The organism is Mesorhizobium sp. B2-6-1 (genome assembly GCF_006440475.1).
Lineage (GTDB): Bacteria > Pseudomonadota > Alphaproteobacteria > Rhizobiales > Rhizobiaceae > Mesorhizobium.
Map to the genome: position 1 here is coordinate 62,648 of NZ_VFUH01000010.1, position 20,099 is coordinate 82,746.

The following is a 20,099-nucleotide window of genomic DNA, read 5'->3' on the forward strand; positions in this document are numbered from 1 at the left end:
CACCTTGATCGTCTGACAAACCGGGTGGAAACCACCTCCCGGTTCAGCGATCATTGGCGCGGGAACAGCAACCGAAACATGAATCGGAATGTGTAAAATGCGGAACTGTCGGTAAACCTTTTGGTGTGGTTACCGCCGCGTTCAGGAATCTGGTAAAGCCAAGGTAAAGCAGCGCAACCAGCGCGTTAACGAATGGAATTCTCGCCATGGACAAGGAACAAACCGGCCTTCTCGCCGGACCCGACGGTGTCTCGCGCTGCTTCTGGCACGGCAATCTGCCCGACTACCTGCATTACCATGACCATGAATGGGGCCGCCCGGTGGCGGACGACCGCCGGCTGTTCGAGAAGATCTGTCTCGAAGGTTTCCAGTCGGGCCTGTCCTGGCTGACCATCCTGCGCAAGCGGGAGAATTTTCGCGCCGCTTTCGCCGGCTTCGATTTCGACAAGGTCGCCGCCTTCACCGACAAGGACGTCGAGCGCCTGCTCGGCGATGCCGGCATCATCCGCCATCGCGGCAAGATCGTCTCAACCATCAACAACGCCAGGCGTGCCCGCGAAATGGCCGATGAATTCGGCTCGCTCGCTGCCTGGTTCTGGAAGTTCGAACCCGGCAGGGAGGAACGGCCGCAGGTGGTCGACCTCGCCCATCTGCGCGCCAATCCGACCACGGCGGTCTCGATCCGCATTTCCAAGGATCTGAAGAAGCGCGGCTGGACCTTCGTCGGCCCGACCACGGTCTACGCCTTCATGCAGGCGATGGGCCTGGTCAACGATCATCTCGAGGGGTGTGTGTGCCGCAAAGAGGTCGAGAAAGAACGGAAGGCTTTCAAACGGCCGAAATAGCCTCAGGCGCCGTTGGCACTTCCCAGGAACAGGTCGGCGACGATCGCGACCACGGTGGCGACGGTTGGATAGATCACCAGCAGGCCGGTCACCAATGCGTCGCGCAGGGAAGGTCCGGTATCGGCGTGTACCTCGAACGGTCCGGCCGGCTGGCCGATCATGCTGGGAGCTTGGACATCTGCGGCGCGCAGGCGTGCCGGCATGTCGCCCGCATCCCTGTTGTCGTGAAATTCCACCGCGCTCATCATGTCCCGAACCCCTCCATTGCGGTGCGCTGTATCGGCCTCGATTATGTCGGCACGATGCCGCGCCGATGGCGGGATTGTTTCATTTTCGGTGCGTTTTTGTTTCGGCGAACGCCCGCGTGCCTTCTCGCATGCATGGAGACAGCGCCTGCCACCGGCCTTGCCCGGTAGGACCTGTTCGGTTAGGACACGCCCGTTGCGAAAATCGCAACGCTGTTGAGTTTTCAGCAACACGAAACACCGGGCGAATCCATGGCCGACAAATCGGAAAAGACGAAAGCGCGGCTGCCGCGCGGTTTTGCCGACCGCAGCGCCGAAGATATCCGCGCCGTCGAGAAGATGATGGCGACCATCCGCTCGGTCTACGAACTCTACGGTTTCGAACCCGCCGACCAGCCGCTGATCGAATACACCGATGCGCTCGGAAAATTCCTGCCCGACCAGGACCGGCCGAACGAAGGCGTGTTCTCCTTCCAGGACGATGACGACCAGTGGCTGTCGCTGCGCTACGACCTGACCGCGCCGACGGCGCGTTTCGTCGCCGAGAATTTCGAGCGCCTGCCAAAACCCTATCGCAGCTACCGTTCCGGCTGGGTGTTCCGCAACGAGAAGCCCGGTCCCGGCCGCTTCCGCCAGTTCATGCAGTTCGACGCCGACACGATCGGCACGCCGGGCGTCGCCGCCGACGCCGAGATGGCGATGATGATGGCCGATGTGATGGAAGCGCTCGGCATCAAGCGCGGCGACTACGTCATCCGCGTCAACAACCGCAAGGTGCTGGACGGCGTGCTCGAGGCGATCGGCCTCGGAGGTGAAGGGAATACGAGTCGTCGGCTGACCGTGCTGCGGGCGATCGACAAGCTGGACAAGCTCGGGCCGGAAGGCGTGCGGCTTCTCTTGGGACCAGGGCGCTGGGACGGCGGCAAGGAAGGCGAGGGCGACTTCGCCAAAGGCGCCGGGCTGAATGATACGCAAGCCGAGGCGGTTCTTCTGGCGACGGCGCGAAACGCGCAGGCCGGCCAGGATGCCAGCGTCGGTGCGAACGCCGTCTACCAGGAGGGCGTTGGCGAGCTCGCGACCATCGAGGCCCTGGTCAGGGCGGCGGGATACGGCGAAGATCGCGTCGCCATGGACCGCTCCGTGGTGCGCGGCCTCGAATACTACACCGGCCCGGTCTTCGAAGCCGAGCTCCTGGCCGAGATCCCCAACGAGGATGGCCAGATCGTGCGCTTCGGTTCAGTCGGGGGCGGCGGCCGCTATGACGGGCTGGTGTCGCGCTTCCGCGGCGAGCCGGTGCCGGCGACCGGTTTTTCCATCGGCGTTTCCAGGCTGATGACGGCGCTGAAGAACCTCGGCAAGCTCGACAACGCCGACGTGATCGCGCCGGTCGTCGTGCTGGTGATGGACAGGGACACCGACAGCCTCGGCCGCTACCAGAAGATGGTGGGCGAGCTGCGTGCCGCAGGCATTCGCTCCGAAATGTATCTCGGCGGCGCCGGCATGAAGGCGCAGCTCAAATATGCCGACCGTCGCGGCTGCCCGGTCGCGATCATCCAGGGCGGCGACGAGCGCGCCAAGGGCGAATTGCAGATCAAGGACCTGATCGAAGGCGCGCGCCTGTCGGCCGAGATCACGGATAATGCCGAATGGCGCGCCGCCCGCCCGGCACAGGTCACGGTGGCGGAAAGCGAGCTGGTGGCGCAGGTGAGAAAGATCCTGGCGGAGCAGGCAGCCGACCGCGCGAAGGGTGGCGCTTGAGCACCCCCCTCTGGCCTGCCGGCCATCTCCCCCGCAAGGGGGGAGATTGGATGTCGCTTATGCTTTCGCCAATCTCCGTCGTGGCAGAAAAGGCGCTGCGCTCGAAGCTGCCGATCTCCCCCCTTGCGGGGGAGATGTCCGGCAGGACAGAGGGGGGTGCCTCGCGCCCATGCGCTCTGTGACCTCCCGCTATCCCGCCATCGCGGCCGACATCGCCGGCCTCTTCGCGACCCGCGACACGCATGCGGTGGAGGTCGCCGTGCTGCAGCCGGCCGATCCGTTTCTCGATATGGCCGGCGAGGATTTGCGCCGCCGCATTTTCCTGACCGAAAGCGAGACCGGGCAGACGCTCTGCCTGCGGCCGGAATTCACCATTCCCGTCTGCCTCGATCATATCGCCAGCCAGGCCGGTACGCCGCGTCGCTACTCCTATCTGGGCGAAGTGTTCCGCCAGCGCCGCGAAGGCGGCAACGAGTTCTTCCAGGCCGGCATCGAGGATCTCGGCGACCGCGACACGGCCGCTGCCGATGCCCGTTCGGTGGCCGACGCGCATGCACTGCTGTCGCTGGCGCTGCCGGGCCAGGCGCTGGCGATCACGCTCGGCGACCAGGCCATCTTCGAGGCGGTGCTGGCGGCTCTCGGCCTGCCGCGCGGCTGGCGCATGCGGCTCGCCCGCGCCTTCGGCTCGGCGACGATGCTGGAGGCAGCCCTTGCCGATCTCGCCAATCCGCCGCGCAACAGCCAGCTCTCCGGCCCGGTCGCGGCACTTGTGCTCGACGGTGACCTGGACGGTCTCTCCGCGCATATAGCCGGCGGCATGGAACAGGCCGGCCTGTCGGCTTCGGCCGGACGCGCGCCGGCCGATATCGCGCGGCGGCTGATCGAAAAGGCCGAGCTGCGCAGCGTGCGGCTGTCCAACGAAGCCTTCGCGGCGCTGAAGACCTTTCTGGCGATCGACGTGCCGCTCGATGGCGCGGCCCAGGCGCTCGAGAGTTTTGCCGGTGCCGCCGGGCTTTCGCTGGGAGCGGCGCTGGAAAAGTTCGCGGCGCGCGCCAAGGCCGTCGAGGCGAATGGCCTGCCGGCACAAAAGATCCGCTATGACGCGGCCTTCGGCCGGCCGCTCGATTATTACACCGGCCTCGTCTTCGAGATCGCGGCGCAAGATGGTGACAGGCCGCTGGCCGGCGGCGGCCGCTACGACCGGCTGCTGACGCTGCTCGGCGCCAAGACGCCGATCCCCGGCGTCGGCTTCTCGGTCTGGCTCGACCGCATCGAGGCATTGCGGGAGCGCGCACGATGATCACGCTGGCGATCCCGTCCAAGGGCCGGCTGAAGGAGCAGGCGCTGGAGGTGCTGGCGAAGGCAGGCCTCGCCATCAGCCTGCCCGGTGACGAGCGCAAATATCACGCCCGCGTCGAAGGCATGGACAACGTCGAGGTCGTCTTCCTGTCCGCCTCCGAAATATCGGGCGAGATCGGGCAAGGTGCCGTCGATCTCGGCATCACCGGCGAGGACCTCGTGCGCGAGAACCTCGCCGACTGGGAGGCGCGCGCCGAAATCGTCGCCCGTCTCGGCTTCGGCCATGCCGATGTCGTGGTGGCCGTGCCCGACATCTGGCTCGACGTCGAGACCATGGCCGACCTCGATGATGTCGCCGCCGATTTCCGCCAGCGTCACGGAAGGCGGCTCAGGATCGCCACCAAATACTGGCGGCTGACCCAGCAATTCTTCTCGCAGAAGCACGGTATCCAGGTCTATCGCATCGTCGAGAGCCTGGGCGCCACCGAGGGCGCGCCGGCGGCCGGCCTTGCCGATGTCATCGTCGACATCACCACCACCGGCTCGACGCTGCGCGCCAACCATCTCAAGGTGCTGGTCGACGGCGTCGTGCTGCGGTCGCAGGCGTGTCTTGTCGCATCGCGAAAGACGCGTTCCACGGCCGACGAGACGATGCTGCGCGACATAGCGGCGAGCATGGCCTCGGTGAAGGAATAGCTGGCGGCGGACAAATTTTGTTCTTGTTTTGTGCCGGCCACTATGCTACAAATATCGGTATGGTGATGATTTGCGCCACCCGCCCGTCGAGGCGGGTTTTTCGTTTCTGCGCCATTCTCATGACCCTGCCATTCTCATCACCGTGGAAGGCGGTGCGGCCCGTCTTCGAAGCTTGGCCCTACCTTCGGCGGGATTTCCACCGTCCCGGCAGGCTGATAGGCTCGGATGTCCTGGGAGGAGAGAGCGATGCCGGTCAATCTCGACGAGCTGAAGAACGCCACCAGTTTGCGCGGACGCGGGGCGCGCGCCGGCAGCGTCTTTGTCGCGCCCGTCGACGGCAGGGCGCACGTCTCGGGCGAGCGCGGCGTGCCGCTGCTCGACAAGACCATCCCCGCGCTGTTCTCCGACACGGCCGGCAAATACGGTACGCTCGATGCCGCCGTCTTCGTCGGCCAGGACAAGCGCTTCACCTGGAGCGAGCTTTCCGACACGGTGGATGCGCTGGCCGCCGGTTTCCTGGCGCTGGGCCTCGAAAAGGGCGATCGCGTCGGCATCTGGTCGCCCAACCGCTGGGAATGGCTGGCGACGCAGTTCGCCACCGCCCGCATCGGCCTGATCCTGGTCAACATCAATCCGGCCTACCGGCTCACCGAGCTGGATTATGCGCTGAACAAGGTCGGCTGCAAGGCTCTGGTCACCGCGGCCAGCTTCAAGACCTCGGATTATATCGGCATGATCGAGACGCTGGCGCCGGAGATCGCGACGGCCACGCCCGGCAAGCTCAGGGCACAGAAACTGCCGGCGCTCCGGATCGTCATCCGCATGGGCGAGGAGAACTCACCCGGCATGTTCAACTTCGCCGATGTGCTGGCCATGGCGGGGCGCGACGAGCATGACAGCCTCGACCGCATCTCCGAGGGGCTGAAGCCGGACGACGCCATCAACATCCAGTTCACCAGCGGCACCACGGGCGCGCCCAAGGGCGCGACGCTGACCCACAACAACATCCTCAACAACGGCAATTTCGTCACCTCGGCCATCAGGTTGACGGTCGACGACCGGCTTTGCATTCCCGTGCCGCTCTACCATTGCTTCGGCATGTCGATGGGTACGATGGGCTGTGTCACCAAGGGCGCGACCATGGTGTTCCCTGGCGAGGGCTTCGATGCCGGCGCCACGCTGAACGCCGTGGCGCAGGAACGCTGCACCGGCCTCTACGGCGTGCCGACCATGTTCGTCGGCCTGCTCGACCATCCCGATTTCGCCGCCTTCGACCTGTCCAGCCTGCGCACCGGCATCATGGCCGGCTCGCCATGCCCGATCGAGGTGATGAAGAAGGTGGTGTCGCTGATGCATATGTCCGAAGTGACCATCGCCTACGGCATGACCGAGACCAGCCCGGTCTCCTTCCAGAGCAGCGTCGACGACCCCTTGGAAAAACGCGTCTCGACTGTCGGGCGCGTTCATCCTCATGTCGAGGTCAAGGCCGTCGATGCCGATGGCGCAACCGTTGCCGTCGGTGCGCCGGGCGAACTCTGCACACGCGGCTATTCCGTGATGAAGGGCTATTGGGACGACGAGGACAAGACCCGCGAGGCGATCGATGCCGACGGCTGGATGCATACGGGCGACCTCGCCACGATCGATGCCGAGGGCTATTGCAACATCGTCGGCCGGGTCAAGGACATGGTCATCCGCGGCGGCGAGAACGTCTATCCGCGCGAGGTCGAGGAGTTCCTCTACCGGCACCCCAAGGTCAGGGAGGTGCAGGTGTTCGGCGTTCCCGACGCCAAATATGGCGAGGAGCTCTGCGCCTGGATTGTGCTCAAGCCCGGCCAGATCGCCACCGAGCAGGAGATCAAGGCCTTCTGCGCCGGCCAGATCGCGCATTACAAGATCCCGCGTCACATCCGCTTCCGCACGGAATTGCCGATGACGGTGACCGGCAAGCCGCAGAAATTCCTGATGCGCCAGGCGATGGTCGAGGAACTGGGGCTGGTGACGCAGAAGACCGCGTGAGGGGAGCGCGGGGCGGGAAGGTGCGGTTGCCGAGACGAGTGTGAATGTCGCATTTCGGGGCCGAAAGCGGACTGGCAGGTTATAGGCAATGCGCCTGCCAAAGTGGACAATCGCTGGGGTGGTTGAATGGCCGATTGCTGCTGCGCCGCGCCGATTTGATCGACCCATATAGCGTGCGAACGGCCGTCCCTCAGCCGGCTTGCAGTCGCCTAGCCGTCTTCCGCGAAGTGGGTGCGAATTTCCGAGCGCGCGAGCCGCTCTGGAAGTTTGCGATCGGTGGTGGAACCAATTTCTCGGACTTACGTTGCAAATAGCTATTTGCGGCTCTGCCGCGATATCGGGAACTGAGCAGTGGGACTGTCTTGGCAACAAGGTCCTCTCTCGACGGGAGCCATCGGTCGGTTTCTCGTCCCCGAAGCGTTGCCCAAGAGAATGTTATATGTGGAACGGCTGCGCCGGCGCATGCGCGTATTGTTTGGCGGGGTTTGGGTTGCCGAAAGCGACGACGTTCTCCTACTGTTTGAACCCGCCCGCTACCCGGTAGCTTATTTTCCGGAGTCCGACATTTCAGCACATGTGTTGGAGCGGACAGAGCAGATCACCCAACATCCTGATCTTGGGTCTACTTCATGGTACACTGTCCGGGTAGGCGAGCAACACGTGGCGGCCAGAGGAGCGTGGCAACACACGAACCTCCCTGCCCATGCAACAGAACTCCAGGGACGATTGGCGTTCGCATGGCGCGCCATGGATGCCTTCTATGAAGAAGACGAACGAATCCTGGGTCATGCTGCCGACCCATACCATCGCATAGATATTCGACAGAGTTCTCGTCACCTCGTGGTCCGCTACAACGACCGCGTCGTTGCGGATACCAGGCATCCATTGGGCCTGTACGAATCCGGGTTCGCTCCACGCTGGTATGTCCCTCGTGATGACATCTACGAGTCCTCCCTCACAGCGGTAAAGCTTCAGACGTTCTGTCCCTACAAAGGGCTCTGCAGCTATTATTCTATTGGCGACGCTCGTCAGGCGGCATGGTCCTACACCGACGCCTATCCCGAAGTCCGCCGCATTGCCAACCTTGTGTCGTTTGAGCCGGACATAGTTTCGGTCTTCCTCGACGACGTTCAGCTTCATCTCGAGCCTGGCCAGACGGTCGTCCCTCACGGTCCTGATCGAAATCTCGATGTGGCCGAGTTGGAGCGGGCACCTGGTGGAGGCCCCGAAATGATTGCCGGCGGCTAGCTACCGGTCGCGATTAAACGGAGCGGAGCATGGCGCGACTATTGTCCGTGAACGTGGGGCTTCCGCGCAACATCTCTTGGAATGACCGCACCGTATACACCGGCATTTTCAAAAACCCGGTAGCCGGACGTTGTCGCGTTGGCCGATTGAATTTGGACGGTGACGGTCAGGGCGACCTCGCCGGGCACGGGGGCGAGCAGCGGGCCGTCTTCGTCTATCAAATCGCATCATATCGCTACTGGCAGAAGCACCTGAACAGGACCGACTTCGTCTATGGTCAGTTCGGCGAAAACTTCACGGTCGAGGGCTTGCCAGACGATGCAGTTTGCATCGGAGATCGATTTCGTATTGGAGGCGCGCTTTTCGAGGTCACTCAACCTCGCGTCACATGCTACCGGGTTGGCATCCGCATGGACGAGCCCCGAATGCCGGCATTGCTGACTTCCAGCGGCCGGCCAGGATTCTACTTCCGAGTTCTGCAAGAAGGCGAGGTAGGAGCGGGCGACGAAATCCTCAAGGTGGGCGAAGCGAATGAACGGGTAACCGTCGCTGAGCTGAATGCACTGCTTTATTCACCGGAACATCCCCGCGTCGAATTGGAGCGCGCGGCGCGGATCAAAGCGCTTTCGCCAGGATGGCGGGGTTCTTTTGAGGCTTTGCTGCGCAGCCAATCGACCGGCGTAGAGAGCGGCAATGCCGGGCTCGCTCCGCCAGCCGCGTTACACCCTGCTGCTCCCGGATTTCAGCCGCTCGCGGTGGCTGATCTAGAGCAGGAGTCCGTGGACGTCGTCTCTCTGTCGATGCGGCATCCCGATGGAAAGCCGCTCCCGCCCGCTCTACCTGGTCAATATATCGTGCTGCGCCTTCGCCCGACCCGTTCCAGTGCTGCGCTATTTCGCAGCTACTCGCTCTCGGGCCCACTCTCGGAAGAGCGCTACAGAATCAGCGTCAAGATCGAACCGCACGGGACGGCCGGCCTTTTTCTGCGGGATCATGTGCGGATAGGCGATCTTGTCGACGTAAGCTCGCCGCGCGGAAGCTTTACATTGCAGCCTGGGCAGAGTCCCGTGGTACTGCTCAGCGCAGGCATCGGCGCGACACCTCTTCTGGCAATACTATACGCGCTGGCGGCAGCCCGGGACACGCGGCAGGTCCTCTGGCTATACGCGGCTCGCGACAGACGGCACCATCCTTTTGCAGCCGAAGTCCGCCGTCTGATGGCCAGTCTCCCCCATGGTCGCAGTTATGTCTGCTATAGCAGGCCAGACCCGGTCGACAGACTCGGCGTCGATTTTGATGCAACCGGCCACCTATCATCATTGGTCTTCAATAGTGTCAGTATCCCGCAGGACGCCGACGTCTATCTCTGCGGACCTGTCGACTTCATGGCAGACATGAAAGAGGCGCTAGCTGCATCGGGCGTCGCCCCGGATCGCGTTCGTATCGAGATCTTCAACGGGAGCGAGCCGCTGAACCCCGGTGTTGTTGCCAGCGAGCGGCGCGCGCCACATCTGCCGGAAGGCGACACCGATGCCGGTCCGCTGGTCTCCTTCGCTCGAAGTGGTGTAGCCGCCCATTGGAACCCTTCAGTGTACCGGAGCATTCTGGAGCTGGCAGAGGCCTGTGACGTTCCCTCCCGGTGGTCATGCCGAACCGGTGTTTGTCACAACTGCGAAAGTGGGTTGATATCAGGCGCGATCGCCTATGAGCCTGAACCGCTTGAAAGGCCGGCCGACGGCAACCTTCTCATTTGCTGCTCGCAACCGACCCGTGATCTAGTCATCGATTTGTAAGCTAATCGAAGGGGACGGACTATGAAGTCTGGCACAGCCGCGTTCGGAACATTATCGCTTGAGGTTGTCACACTGCCGATAAGCGATATCGATCGTGCGCTCCGGTTTTATGTGGACCGGGTCGGCTTTGCGCTCGATGTCGACTATGCGCCGAACACCACCTTCCGTGTGGTCCAGCTCACGCCGCCTGGCTCCCACTGCTCAATACAATTCGGCAAAGGCGTTACGGACGCGCCCGCAGGGTCGCTTCGCAACATCTATCTTGTCGTTACGGATATTGAGACTGCGCGAAGCCGGTTGCTCGAACGCGGAGTGGAAGTCAGCGAACTCAAGCACAAGGCTCCGATCGACGGCTGGGGTGGGGCGTTCGCCCCAGGTTTCGACCCCAACCACCGAGACTATGCCAGCTTCGCGGGCTTCTCGGATCCAGATGGCAACACTTGGGTGCTGCAGGAACGGGGACACCCTGATGTGTGATGCGCGAGCAGCGCTGTGAAATCGCAAAAACGCTGCGGAGTTAGGCCTACTTTTGTCAGTTTCGCCGCGTTTCAGCCATTGGCGGTTCGGGATTCAAATAGCCGAGCAGACAGCAGATGCAGAGACCCAAGCCCGCAAGGGGGGTACTTCAGCGCAATCATTGCAGCCACGCCGAAGAGGGCCAAGGTCGTAAGGATCGGACGCGCATGAGCCTGCGTACTTTGGGCGAAATCTTGACGCTGCTTCGCCGATCGAGCAGCTCCCAGATCAGCCCGATGTAGGTTGCATTCACCAGAGAGAAGGCGGCTGCGTAAAAGGCTACGGGCTGCGGCTCGAGTTCGCTCACCGCCATCCAAGCAGTGGATAGCGGAGCAGTGAGATCGAAAACAAATGCGCGAAATTGAACCACATGAGGTGCGGTGTCGTCTCGCGAGCGTAGCGCATGAGGTAGTGGTGATTGGCCCAGACGATGGCGATGAAGATGTAACTCACAGCGTAACTCAGCCACGTCGGCCACAGGGATAGCAACGCAACGAAAGTCGGCTGACCGGGTGGTCTCAACTCCAGCACCAGCACGGTGATGAGAACGGCGAATACGCCATCAGAGAACATGCTCAGTCGTTTCTAGAGTCGCAGGGCAAGATATTTGCGTCAATTGGCTGTCGACTTACCTATCTCGGCTCGGAGTTCCGGCATTCAGGGTCTTGCGAGATAGCGTCTTCCCGTGCCACTCAAACCAAGCGCCAATCGGGAAGGCAATGAAGATCGATGATCCGCTCGGATCCGGCTCACATCTCTGCCGCCATGAACGCAGACGAAAACGACCACTTTCGGGAACGTTTGAAAGTTTGCTGAATGGCGGGAAAGCGGCGCATAGCAGCCGTCCAACAAACGCGCATTCGCCTTGCGCCGACCTCAAGCCTGAAGGGCACCGCCTCAGCCCCCCACTCCTTCACCGCCCCCTCATAGAGGGGGCTCGACGAAGAATGATAGAGCACCGGCAGCGGATCGATCAGCGCGCCTGCCATTCATAGACGTTCGGGCGCTCGGTAAGCGCGCCAACCGGCACGTCTTGTTTTCGCCTGCCACATCCGCTTCCGAGGCGCTCGCTCCGCGTGAACGGCTGAGCACTTCCCGCGCCGCGTCTAACGCGGGAAGTCTCCGTCTCTCCCGGACTTACGCCTTGGCGGCGTTCTGTGCAGCCTCGAACACATCGCGTGCGGACGTCGTACCGGCTACGTGCTCCGTACTCGCGACGCCGAGGTCCATCCATCCCGCGTTGACGGCCTCGAACATTTCTTGGGCAGGTCCGGAGTGGCCTTTCGGGATGCCGAATTGCTCGAAGGCTTCCGCCCACCCTGCACGCGGGATTGCAAAGGCTTTCACGTCGCGATTGAGGACCTCACCCAGCTGCCCCGCGACGTCATCGGCGGTGACCATCGAACCAACCTCGATGACGCGCTGGCCCGACCACGCCGGCCCGGTCAAAAGGGTTGCGACCTCCGCGCCTATGTCGTTTGTCGCGACCATGGTCGATTTCCGGTTTGTCGGATTGTAGTAGACCGGTAGCGTTCCGCCTTCGGCGACCTGCAAGCCGTAGAGGAAGTTTTCGAAGAACCCGCCGGCGCGCACAAATGCGATTGGCGATTTCAGGTCGCGAAGACCTTGCTCCAGAAGCGACAGGGCCGTGATCACCCCGTGCCCGCTGGTTCGGTTCGCGCCCATCGACGAAAGCGCAACCACTCGCGGCGGCGCTGCCTTGGTGAGCGCCTCGACATAGTTTGCAATCACGCCCTTTGCTTCTTTGTAATCGGGCGAGGGCGCCCAGACAGGGGGCAACATGACGAACGCGCCTTCGACGCCTCCGAGCGCTTGCTCGATGGCTGCCGGATCATTCCAATCGCCCTCCACCAGCTCCACGCCCTTGTTCGCCCAGTTGGCAGCCTTCTCGCGATTGCGGACGAGCGCGCGTACATCCTTGCGGTGCGCCAACAGATGTTCTGCCGTTGCGCCGCCAACTTTTCCCGTGATTCCCATGACTAGAAACATGTGTTTTCTCCTGATGTCGGGGGACAGGGCACTGCCCCGGTTGGTTCAATGGATGAGTGGTAGAATGGCCCGGACTCGGGGATCGCGCAGATAGAGGCCGCCCCACGCCAGCGCGCCCAGAAGCAGGGAAATGATCTCCGGCGGCGATCCCAACTCACCAATGCGGACGTGGGCGCAGATGGCGCCGCCCAAAAAGCCCGTTACCAGGATCGCGCCGAGGACGGCGGTGGCCGGAATGGCGTAGAGGATGGCGCAGGCGAGTATGATCGGGCCCATGACACGGGTCAGGTCCATCGCGAACCCGGTTTCCTGCAACATGCCCGCGATCTGTGCCGGCGCGAAAAGCTGAATGGTGCCGTCTGCCACCAGAGCGATAACGACAAACGCGCTCATGATCCGGCCGGCCCACAGGGCGCGATGCAAGGTCACGGTTTCGGCTGCCTGACGCGGGTTCATGGTTTCGGACACTTGTCGTTCTCCGATGGGGAGATCCCATATCCGAAACTTACTGTGCCTCCTGAGTGTGATAAACACCGAGAAAATGAACCAACTGTTCTCTTTATAAAAAACAATAGAGGTACGAAAATGCAGAATCTCGAGCACGTCCTCATTTTCATAACGGTAGCGGAAATGGGCAGCTTCACCCGCGCGGCCGATAGCCTGGGCATCCAGAAGGGGAGGGCCTCGACGGCGGTCCGGAAGCTGGAAGAAGACGTCGGTGCCAGGCTCCTGCACCGCACCACGCGCAGCGTGCGCCTGACGGAGGACGGGCGCGCGTTTCATGCCCGTGCCCGCGATCTGCTGGCTGAAGTCGATGATCTGCACTCGATGTTCGCCGGCGATCGCGTGGCGCTTCGCGGGCGCTTACGGGTCGATCTTCCGACCGAAGTGGCGCGCACGACGATCGTGCCGGCCTTGCCGGAGTTCATGGCGGCTCACCCCGAGTTGGAGCTGGAGGTGTCGAGTACCGACCGGCAAGTCGATCTGGTTCAAGAGGGGTTTGACTGCGTCTTGCGACTTGGTCCCATCGGAGACGAGACGCTGATTGCCCGCCCGCTGGGCCTGTTGCGCATGGTCAACGCCGCCAGTCCCGCTTATCTGGCGCGCTATGGCGTCCCTCGGTCGCTGGACGACCTCCAGCGCCAGGAACATCGGACAATTCATTTTTCGACGATGCTGGGCGCGAGACCGCATGGATGGGAATATCCGGACGGCGACGGCTACTCGACGCGTCAGTTGCCAGGCGCGCTACACGTCAACAGCGCGCAGACCTACGACGCTGCCGCCGTCGCCGGCCTTGGCCTGATTCAAGCGCCGCTTCTGGGGATTGGCCAATACTTGAAGAGTGGAGCGCTGGTGGAGATCATGCCCGATTTGCGTCGCCGGGCGATCCCCGTGTCCTTCGTCGTAGCACATCGCAGCAATCTGTCGCGCCGCGTCCGCGCATTCATGAAATGGATCGAAGATGTACTGGCGCCGTATCTCGAATAGCGGGACGAACATCTTCGTCCCGCCTCGAAATCAACATTCTGGGTATGTCTGCCGGTCGGCGGCCCGGCGGGCCAACAGAATGCGACACCGAAACCGGCGGGGCCGACATGAGATATCGCTGCTCGCAACCTATCCGGGGCCGCCCGTCTGGACGAAATCGGGGAGAGAGGAACCGTCCCTCTCTCCCCCAAGACCTCACGGGCGAACGCGGATGACCGTTTTCCCCGCGCGTCGCTCGGTCGAGTTGAAGGCGGCGATCGCCTCGTCGAGAGGAGCGACTTTGCCGATGTTCGTCCGCAGCCGTCCGTTCCGCACCCGCTGGACGATCTCGCTCAGCTGGGCACGATCGGCTTCGACGACGAAGTCGACCGCCAGGCCATCCACGGGCCTCGCCTCGGCCGGGCCGACGACAGTCACCATCGTGCCTCCGGCTCGGATCAGCGCCGCGGACCGCTTCTGGATGTCGCCGCCGATGACATCGAACACCAGATCGACGCCGCGCACGTCTTCGAGGGCGTCGTTCTCGAGGTCGACGAATTCGTTTGCGCCGAAGTCGAGCGCCTTCTGGCGGTCGGCAGAGCGTCCGGTGCCAATGACGTAGGCGCCGGCCTCTCGTGCGAGCTGCGTCACCATCGACCCGACGGCGCCGGCCGCGCCATGCGCAAGGACGCTCTGCCCCGCCTGAAGACGGCCGTGCTGAAACAGTCCCTGCCACGCGGTCAGGCCCGAGATCGGCAGGCTAGCGCCCACCGTGAAGTCGAGATCGCCCGGCAATGGCGCGAGGTTGCGGGCCTCGATGGCGATATACTCCGCCAGGGTGCCGTCGCGATACCAATCGGCGAGGCCGAACACCCGCTGGCCTACCGACAGGCCTGTCGTACCGTAGCCCAGGGCGGTGACCACCCCGGCCAGTTCGTGCCCGGGGATCGATGGCGTCCGGTCGCGATCGACGCGATCGGTCCAGGTCGAGGGCCACGTCAGTTCGGTCGGGACGAACCCCGACGCATGGATCTCGACGACGACATCGTTTATCGCCGCCTGCGGCTCGGGCCGCTGCACCAATTTCATCCCGGCCGTTCCTGCAGCCTGGTCCGTCACTACGATCGCTTTCATGGGAATTGTCTCCTCAGACATTTGTTGGTTCGGGTAATTTACGGGCGTGGAAGGACTTTTCGATCTCTCATGCAATCAGCCATTGGCGCGGCGCCTTCCACGAGAGCGGCAGTTCTTGCCATCCTCGTCTCCGTAAGATCTGGAGTTGCCGGGGATTATGCAAACTCCAGGACATCGGCCACCGGCATGCGCGGCTTCTGCGGCCAGTTGCCGGCTCGCTCCGGCCCGACGGTCAGCAGCATGACCGGCACTTCGTCTTCGGCCAGGCCGAACTCGCGGTGCACCGCCTCGGCGTCGAAACCGATCATCGGTGTCGAACCCATGCCCAGCGACCGGGCCGTGTAGATGATCGCCGCGGTGCCAAAGGTCGCGGAGCGTACCGCCTCGTCGCGCTGGCGCCGCGGCTGATCGTCATACAAACCGCGAGCGGGGATCTCCCATTCCGGCACCAGGTGCGCCGGCATGATGCCGGCCTCCACCACGGGCGCCAGGCGGGCTGGGACGGTGCTGGCATCGGCCAGCCTGCCGATGATGATGAAGGTCACGGCCGCATCGGTGATCGCCGGCTGATTCCAGGCGATCGGGCGCAGCCGTGCCTTGGCTTCCGGCGAGCGTACGGCGATGAAGCGCCAGTTCTGCAGGTGGAAGGAGGTTGGCGCGGACGTGCCGATACGCACCAGGTCGCGGATTTGGTCGTCGCTCAGGGTGGCAGCGGGATCGTAGTACTTGGCGGCGCTGCGGCTTAGGATCGTTTCGATGACGGCATTCGTCGCGAAAGCGTTTTCGCTCTTCCCGGTTTGCGCGAAGATCTGGGCGGCTACGCGGGTTGCGGGTCCGGTGGTGGCGAGGCAGTTCATTGGATGGCTCCCTTATCAAGTGATTGCGGAGCCTAATCTACGGGGAAGAGTGATTATTTCGAGGCTGAATTAGCTCAATATGATGCGCGAAAGGATCAAATTGCGCTTTCTCGATTCCGGACCGCGCGTCTTACTCGCCCTTGTGCGCCAGTCGCCGCCACTCCCCCGGCGTCATCCCCGTCCTTTCGGCGAAAACACGCCGGAACGCCGAAACGGATTGATACCCGACGGTCTCGGCCACGGCCTCGGTGCTGATCGCCGGCTTCTTCAACTCGTTGGCGGCCAGGCTCATGCGGAGATCGGTCAACAAATCGAGCGCGGAGCGACCCAGCTTGTCCTGGAACTGGCGCATGAACGTAGCGCGCGACATCCCGCACAATTCGGCCAGATCGGGCAGTTTCCAAGGCCGTGCCGCATCGGCGAACATCGCGGAAATGGCTGGAGCAAGCCGGGGATTGCCGGCCAGGGCCAACAAGCCTTCGGGGGCTTTCCCGGATTGGCTCGCCGCGCGCAGTACCAGTGTGAACAGGGCCGAAGAAAGCGCGTTGAGAATGGCGCGTCCTCCGGCTCTGTCACCGGCGGACTCCATTCGCATCAGCGTCACCAGGCCGGCCAGTTGGCTGGAGGCGGAGCCGATGCCGTTTTCTTCATCGCCGTCCTTGGACCGCGCCACCAGATCCGCAGGCAGGTAGTTGCGGACCAGCCGATCATGGGGTGGTGCGATAAAAAATCGCCCACACAGCAGATCCAGTTGCTCGCCCTGGCCATCATTCTCGCTCAGCATCCATCCGGCAGCCCCCCGCCGTTGCTGGGTAGGGATTGGTATTTGCCCGCTGCCGTCGTGCAGCACATGCGCCGCGCCGTGAGGCAGCAGCACAATATCTCCACTCACCAGCTCCCTTGCTGCTCTCGTGTCCGGATCCTCCAAAATGGCCCGGCCCCTGACGATGACATGGTAGGGAATTTCGTTTGCGGCAGCCTTGCTCCAGGCAATGCGCCACGGCGCACCGTAGGCGCAGCGGACCTCGAGCTGGCCGGTAACGGTGATGATTTGCAAGAGATGGCTGAGCCAGTCCACTTCAGACATTGGACCTCGAAAACCGGAAATGGTGAAACATCTTATCGCAATTGTGCACTGGTTCTATCTGTCGCTCACATTTCCAAACCCGGCTACGCTCGCGCCTGGATCGCGAGCGAGCCACCAAGCGCCGCACGATCGGAACAGGGGGCCTGTATCAGGCGCCGCGGCCAAGTGCAGTTTCTTTCGCCTTTCAAAACGGATGCACGACCCAACCGCGCAGGCTATATTGTCGCATCGGGCCGACGTCATAGAAGGGGAGGGCATGACATGCAGGCAATGCCGATAGCGCATCACGTCGCGCAACCCGAGGTCGTGGCCTCCGTGACCGGCTATCCGGCCGCCGTCCTGTGCTGGCTGCTTTCGGCTGGCGTCTATATCGCGGCCAAATGGGTGGCGCCTGAAATGCCACCCTGGGGCCTCTGCTTCTGGCGGCTGACGCTTGCCTGCGCCATCCTGCTGCCGATCGTGCACCGTCATCACGACGCGATGATCGGACTGTTGCGAACGCGCGTCGTGGAGGTCGTCGCGGTGGGGGCGATCGGCCTCACCCTGTGCCAAGGTATGATCTACCATGGCCTCAACGACACCGACGCCACCACGGCCGGCATCATCATGGCGCTGTCGCCTGTCATGACGATGGTGCTCGCCCGTTTCGTGCTTGGCGAGCCGCTCGGGCTGTGGAAGTCGCTAGGCGCGCTGGTTGCGCTCGCCGGGATGATTTTCATCGTTGCCCACGGGAACCTGACGGCGCTGCTGCAACTCAAGTTCAACGCCGGCGAGCTGTGGATCGTCGGCAGCGCGTTCTGCTGGGGCCTGTACACCGTGCTTTTGCGCCGTGCCAAATTCGGCATCGAACTCCTGCCGATGGTCGTGCTGCTGCTCGGCGCCGGTGCGCTGGTCGCCTTGCCGTTCCATGTGTGGGAATTGTTCAACGACGAACGCTCCGCCATGGACGTCCACAGCATTCTCGCGCTCGCCTATCTGGCAGGTCCGGGCGGCGCCTTGATGTACTATCTCTACAACAAAAGCGTGGAAACGCTCGGCGCGAGCCGAGCGAGCATGCTGCTCTACCTGCAGACGGTGTTCGTCGCTGTGTTAGCCTATCTGCTGCTCGGCGAGGGCTTGCACGATTACGATCTGGTCGGCGCGGCCTTCATCGTCACCGGCATCGTACTCGCCACCGTGGTCAAACCCAGGCCAGCTCAACCACGCGTGGCGTAGATAAATCGAAGGTCAGGACGGTTCACTGTCGAAACAGGCGCGCAGCAAATGCAACCCTTCTTCGATGCGGGGCGTCGGAATGGCGCCATACCCCAGCATGATGCCGGCTCGCGGTATGGCGTTCACGGCGAACCGTGACAGGATCTGGACGGCGACGCTCCGATCGGCTGCGCGGCGCGCGACCTCGGCGATCTGGTCCGCCGACATTTTCCGGGCAAGAGCGGTGAGATGGAGCCCCGTTGTCGATGGGATGAGTTCGAGATGATCGGCAAAATCATTGGCGATGGCGTTCGCGATGATCTGGTGCCGTTCCCGGTAGATTGCGTTCACCCGACGGATGTGACGCGCAAAGGCGCCCTCATCGATGAAGCGCGCGAGCGCTGCTTGCGCCGGGGTCGATGAATGCCAGTCGCTGACGAATTTCGCTTTGTGCACGGCCGCTCGCAGCGATGGCGGCGTCAATATGAAGCCCAGCCGAAGCGTCGGCAGCATTGTCTTCGAGAAGGAGCCGACGTAGATGACCCGGCCTTTTGCGTCGAGCGTCTGCAACGGCTCGAGGGGACGGCCCCCGAAACGGAACTCGCTGTCGTAGTCGTCTTCGATGATGGCCGCGTTATTTCGCTCGGCCCAGGCCAGCAGCGCCTGCCGGCGCGGCAGCGTCATCGTCACCGAAAGCGGAAATTGATGAGACGGCGTGACATACACGGCTCGGACTCCGCGCGGTAGCGCATCAACGACCAGGCCCTGGCAATCCACCGGTACACCGACCACACGAATACCCAAGGCCTTGAACAAATGCCTCGGAGGACCGTAGCCCGGATCTTCAATGGCAATTGCATCGCCCGGTGCCAGCAGGACGCGGGCCAGGACATCCAGTGCCTGCTGCGTACCGTTTGTGACAATGATGTCGTCCGCAGCCGCCCCGATCCCTCGGGAGATGCCTATGTGCCTGGCGATTGCGACCCTGAGATCGTGATGTCCGGCGGGATGCTCGTAAGTGCCGGCGGTCGCTTCGCCCGAACGCAGCGCCCAAACCACCGACCGCCGCCACGCCCCGTGCGGAAACAGCGAAGCATCGCAAAACCCGGCGTGAAAGTCGAACCGAACCGGCTCGAATGCGGGTGGTGGGGCTATCGCCTCCCAGATCTGGCGTGGCTGGAGCACGCCGGTAGATCGGCGTCCGGTCTTTTCTCGCCCGGCCGGCACGACCAATTCGCTGATGAACGTCCCAGACCCCTGCCGGGATGTCACGAACCCTTCCGCGGCGAGCCGTTCATAAACCACGGTCACGGTGGCACGCGACACGGCAAGCGTCCGCGCCAGTTCGCGGCCAGGCGGCAGAGGGTCGCCGGGCCGCAGCCGTCGATCCAGAACGGCGCGCCGTATCTGACGATAAATCTCGCCGCTGAGATTCTTGCGCCCGACCAGGCTTATGTGAAAGGTGGTCATTGTTCAGCAACTGGAATTGGTCTGACGCAGGCACTGGAATTCAGCCTGCCACCAGTCCTCCTGCGTCCTGCCGGCTTAGCGGCAGCGCCTTGCAAGTGTCGTCATGCCAATTGGAATTGGACTGGCCAAGAATCCATGAATTGGCACTTCTATCGGTCCTCTAGCCTCCTTACCATTGCTTCGGCGGCAAGGGAAGAAGCGGATGGCTGGCTATGGGAGGCTGAAATGCCTCGAGCGGAGACTCGAATCCATCACCCGTCGAGCGTGCGACTACCTTGGTCTGTGCCGAAAACCACAGTCGCGGCCCTCAAGACTTGGCAATTATCCGTCTCAAGAGGTCGGGCAATCGCGGATTTGTCCCCCGAGCTGTTGAGGGACATTCGGGTCCATGCCATCGATCTGCCGGACCACGGGGCCGATCCTACGCCGGTCGCCAGGGCTGACCCTATTGCGCCCCA

Annotated in this window: 19 protein-coding genes; 10 read left to right on the forward strand and 9 right to left on the reverse strand. The window is 63.0% G+C overall.

What is annotated here, in order from left to right; genetic code table 11:
• Positions 1 to 206: 206 nt before the first annotated feature.
• On the forward strand, positions 207 to 845 hold the full coding sequence (locus FJ443_RS20405) for a DNA-3-methyladenine glycosylase I (protein ID WP_140665586.1): 639 nt from the start codon (positions 207 to 209) through the stop codon (positions 843 to 845).
• Between the two features lie 2 nt (positions 846 to 847).
• Here FJ443_RS20405 and FJ443_RS20410 read toward each other — a convergent pair whose 3' ends face one another.
• Positions 848 to 1,093: a hypothetical protein gene (locus tag FJ443_RS20410; RefSeq protein WP_140498363.1), complete on the reverse strand. Its 246-nt coding sequence runs from the start codon at positions 1,091 to 1,093 to the stop codon at positions 848 to 850.
• Positions 1,094 to 1,342: 249 nt separating this feature from the next.
• On the opposite strand from FJ443_RS20410, the gene hisS reads away from it, so the two are divergent.
• From hisS to FJ443_RS20445, 7 genes are all read left to right on the forward strand, one after another.
• Positions 1,343 to 2,848 (forward strand): histidine--tRNA ligase, encoded by a 1,506-nt coding sequence (gene hisS, locus FJ443_RS20415; protein ID WP_140581203.1) that lies wholly within the window; start codon positions 1,343 to 1,345, stop codon positions 2,846 to 2,848.
• Between the two features lie 178 nt (positions 2,849 to 3,026).
• Positions 3,027 to 4,148, forward strand: coding sequence for an ATP phosphoribosyltransferase regulatory subunit (locus FJ443_RS20420; protein WP_140665729.1), 1,122 nt, complete (start codon positions 3,027 to 3,029; stop codon positions 4,146 to 4,148).
• Positions 4,145 to 4,843: an ATP phosphoribosyltransferase gene (hisG, locus tag FJ443_RS20425; protein ID WP_140656600.1), complete on the forward strand. Its 699-nt coding sequence runs from the start codon at positions 4,145 to 4,147 to the stop codon at positions 4,841 to 4,843. The genes FJ443_RS20420 and hisG overlap by 4 nt, the downstream gene beginning before the upstream one ends.
• 246 nt (positions 4,844 to 5,089) lie before the next feature.
• Positions 5,090 to 6,862: an AMP-binding protein gene (locus FJ443_RS20430; protein ID WP_140665589.1), complete on the forward strand. Its 1,773-nt coding sequence runs from the start codon at positions 5,090 to 5,092 to the stop codon at positions 6,860 to 6,862.
• Positions 6,863 to 7,294: 432 nt separating this feature from the next.
• Positions 7,295 to 8,110 carry a DUF427 domain-containing protein gene (locus FJ443_RS20435; RefSeq protein ID WP_246672715.1) on the forward strand — a complete coding sequence of 272 codons (816 nt, stop codon included), beginning with the start codon at positions 7,295 to 7,297 and terminating at the stop codon, positions 8,108 to 8,110.
• A 29-nt stretch (positions 8,111 to 8,139) separates the two neighbouring features.
• Positions 8,140 to 9,903 (forward strand): MOSC and FAD-binding oxidoreductase domain-containing protein, encoded by a 1,764-nt coding sequence (locus FJ443_RS20440; protein ID WP_140498357.1) that lies wholly within the window; start codon positions 8,140 to 8,142, stop codon positions 9,901 to 9,903.
• 21 nt (positions 9,904 to 9,924) lie between these two features.
• Complete coding sequence (locus FJ443_RS20445) at positions 9,925 to 10,380, forward strand: VOC family protein (RefSeq protein WP_140623965.1); 456 nt, start codon at positions 9,925 to 9,927, stop codon at positions 10,378 to 10,380.
• A gap of 342 nt (positions 10,381 to 10,722) precedes the next feature.
• Here the strand turns inward: FJ443_RS20445 and FJ443_RS31695 are convergent, their stop codons facing one another.
• The 4 genes from FJ443_RS31695 to FJ443_RS20465 all read right to left on the reverse strand — a co-directional run bounded on the left by FJ443_RS31695 (position 10,723) and on the right by FJ443_RS20465 (position 12,897).
• A complete protein-coding gene (locus FJ443_RS31695) occupies positions 10,723 to 10,992 on the reverse strand; it encodes a TMEM175 family protein (RefSeq protein WP_246670999.1) in 270 nt (89 codons plus the stop codon).
• A 176-nt stretch (positions 10,993 to 11,168) separates the two neighbouring features.
• Positions 11,169 to 11,408 (reverse strand): hypothetical protein, encoded by a 240-nt coding sequence (locus tag FJ443_RS20455; RefSeq protein ID WP_140665591.1) that lies wholly within the window; start codon positions 11,406 to 11,408, stop codon positions 11,169 to 11,171.
• A gap of 148 nt (positions 11,409 to 11,556) precedes the next feature.
• Positions 11,557 to 12,429 carry an NmrA family NAD(P)-binding protein gene (locus tag FJ443_RS20460; RefSeq protein WP_140515049.1) on the reverse strand — a complete coding sequence of 291 codons (873 nt, stop codon included), beginning with the start codon at positions 12,427 to 12,429 and terminating at the stop codon, positions 11,557 to 11,559.
• Between the two features lie 45 nt (positions 12,430 to 12,474).
• On the reverse strand, positions 12,475 to 12,897 hold the full coding sequence (locus FJ443_RS20465) for a DoxX family protein (protein ID WP_140524788.1): 423 nt from the start codon (positions 12,895 to 12,897) through the stop codon (positions 12,475 to 12,477).
• Between the two features lie 117 nt (positions 12,898 to 13,014).
• On the opposite strand from FJ443_RS20465, the gene FJ443_RS20470 reads away from it, so the two are divergent.
• Positions 13,015 to 13,920: a LysR family transcriptional regulator gene (locus FJ443_RS20470; protein ID WP_140498353.1), complete on the forward strand. Its 906-nt coding sequence runs from the start codon at positions 13,015 to 13,017 to the stop codon at positions 13,918 to 13,920.
• Between the two features lie 195 nt (positions 13,921 to 14,115).
• Here the strand turns inward: FJ443_RS20470 and FJ443_RS20475 are convergent, their stop codons facing one another.
• From FJ443_RS20475 to FJ443_RS20485, 3 genes are all read right to left on the reverse strand, one after another.
• Positions 14,116 to 15,033 (reverse strand): NADP-dependent oxidoreductase, encoded by a 918-nt coding sequence (locus tag FJ443_RS20475; RefSeq protein ID WP_140665594.1) that lies wholly within the window; start codon positions 15,031 to 15,033, stop codon positions 14,116 to 14,118.
• 155 nt (positions 15,034 to 15,188) lie between these two features.
• Positions 15,189 to 15,890, reverse strand: a complete 702-nt coding sequence (locus FJ443_RS20480) for a nitroreductase family protein (protein WP_224680529.1) — start codon at positions 15,888 to 15,890, stop codon at positions 15,189 to 15,191.
• Positions 15,891 to 16,020: 130 nt separating this feature from the next.
• On the reverse strand, positions 16,021 to 16,977 hold the full coding sequence (locus tag FJ443_RS20485) for an AraC family transcriptional regulator (protein WP_140498351.1): 957 nt from the start codon (positions 16,975 to 16,977) through the stop codon (positions 16,021 to 16,023).
• Positions 16,978 to 17,238: 261 nt separating this feature from the next.
• On the opposite strand from FJ443_RS20485, the gene FJ443_RS20490 reads away from it, so the two are divergent.
• Complete coding sequence (locus FJ443_RS20490; protein WP_140665597.1) at positions 17,239 to 18,192, forward strand: EamA family transporter; 954 nt, start codon at positions 17,239 to 17,241, stop codon at positions 18,190 to 18,192.
• Between the two features lie 12 nt (positions 18,193 to 18,204).
• Here FJ443_RS20490 and FJ443_RS20495 read toward each other — a convergent pair whose 3' ends face one another.
• The gene (locus tag FJ443_RS20495) at positions 18,205 to 19,641 is read right to left on the reverse strand and encodes a PLP-dependent aminotransferase family protein (RefSeq protein WP_140665599.1); all 1,437 of its coding nucleotides are present in this window, start codon (positions 19,639 to 19,641) and stop codon (positions 18,205 to 18,207) included.
• Positions 19,642 to 20,099: the final 458 nt, after the last annotated feature.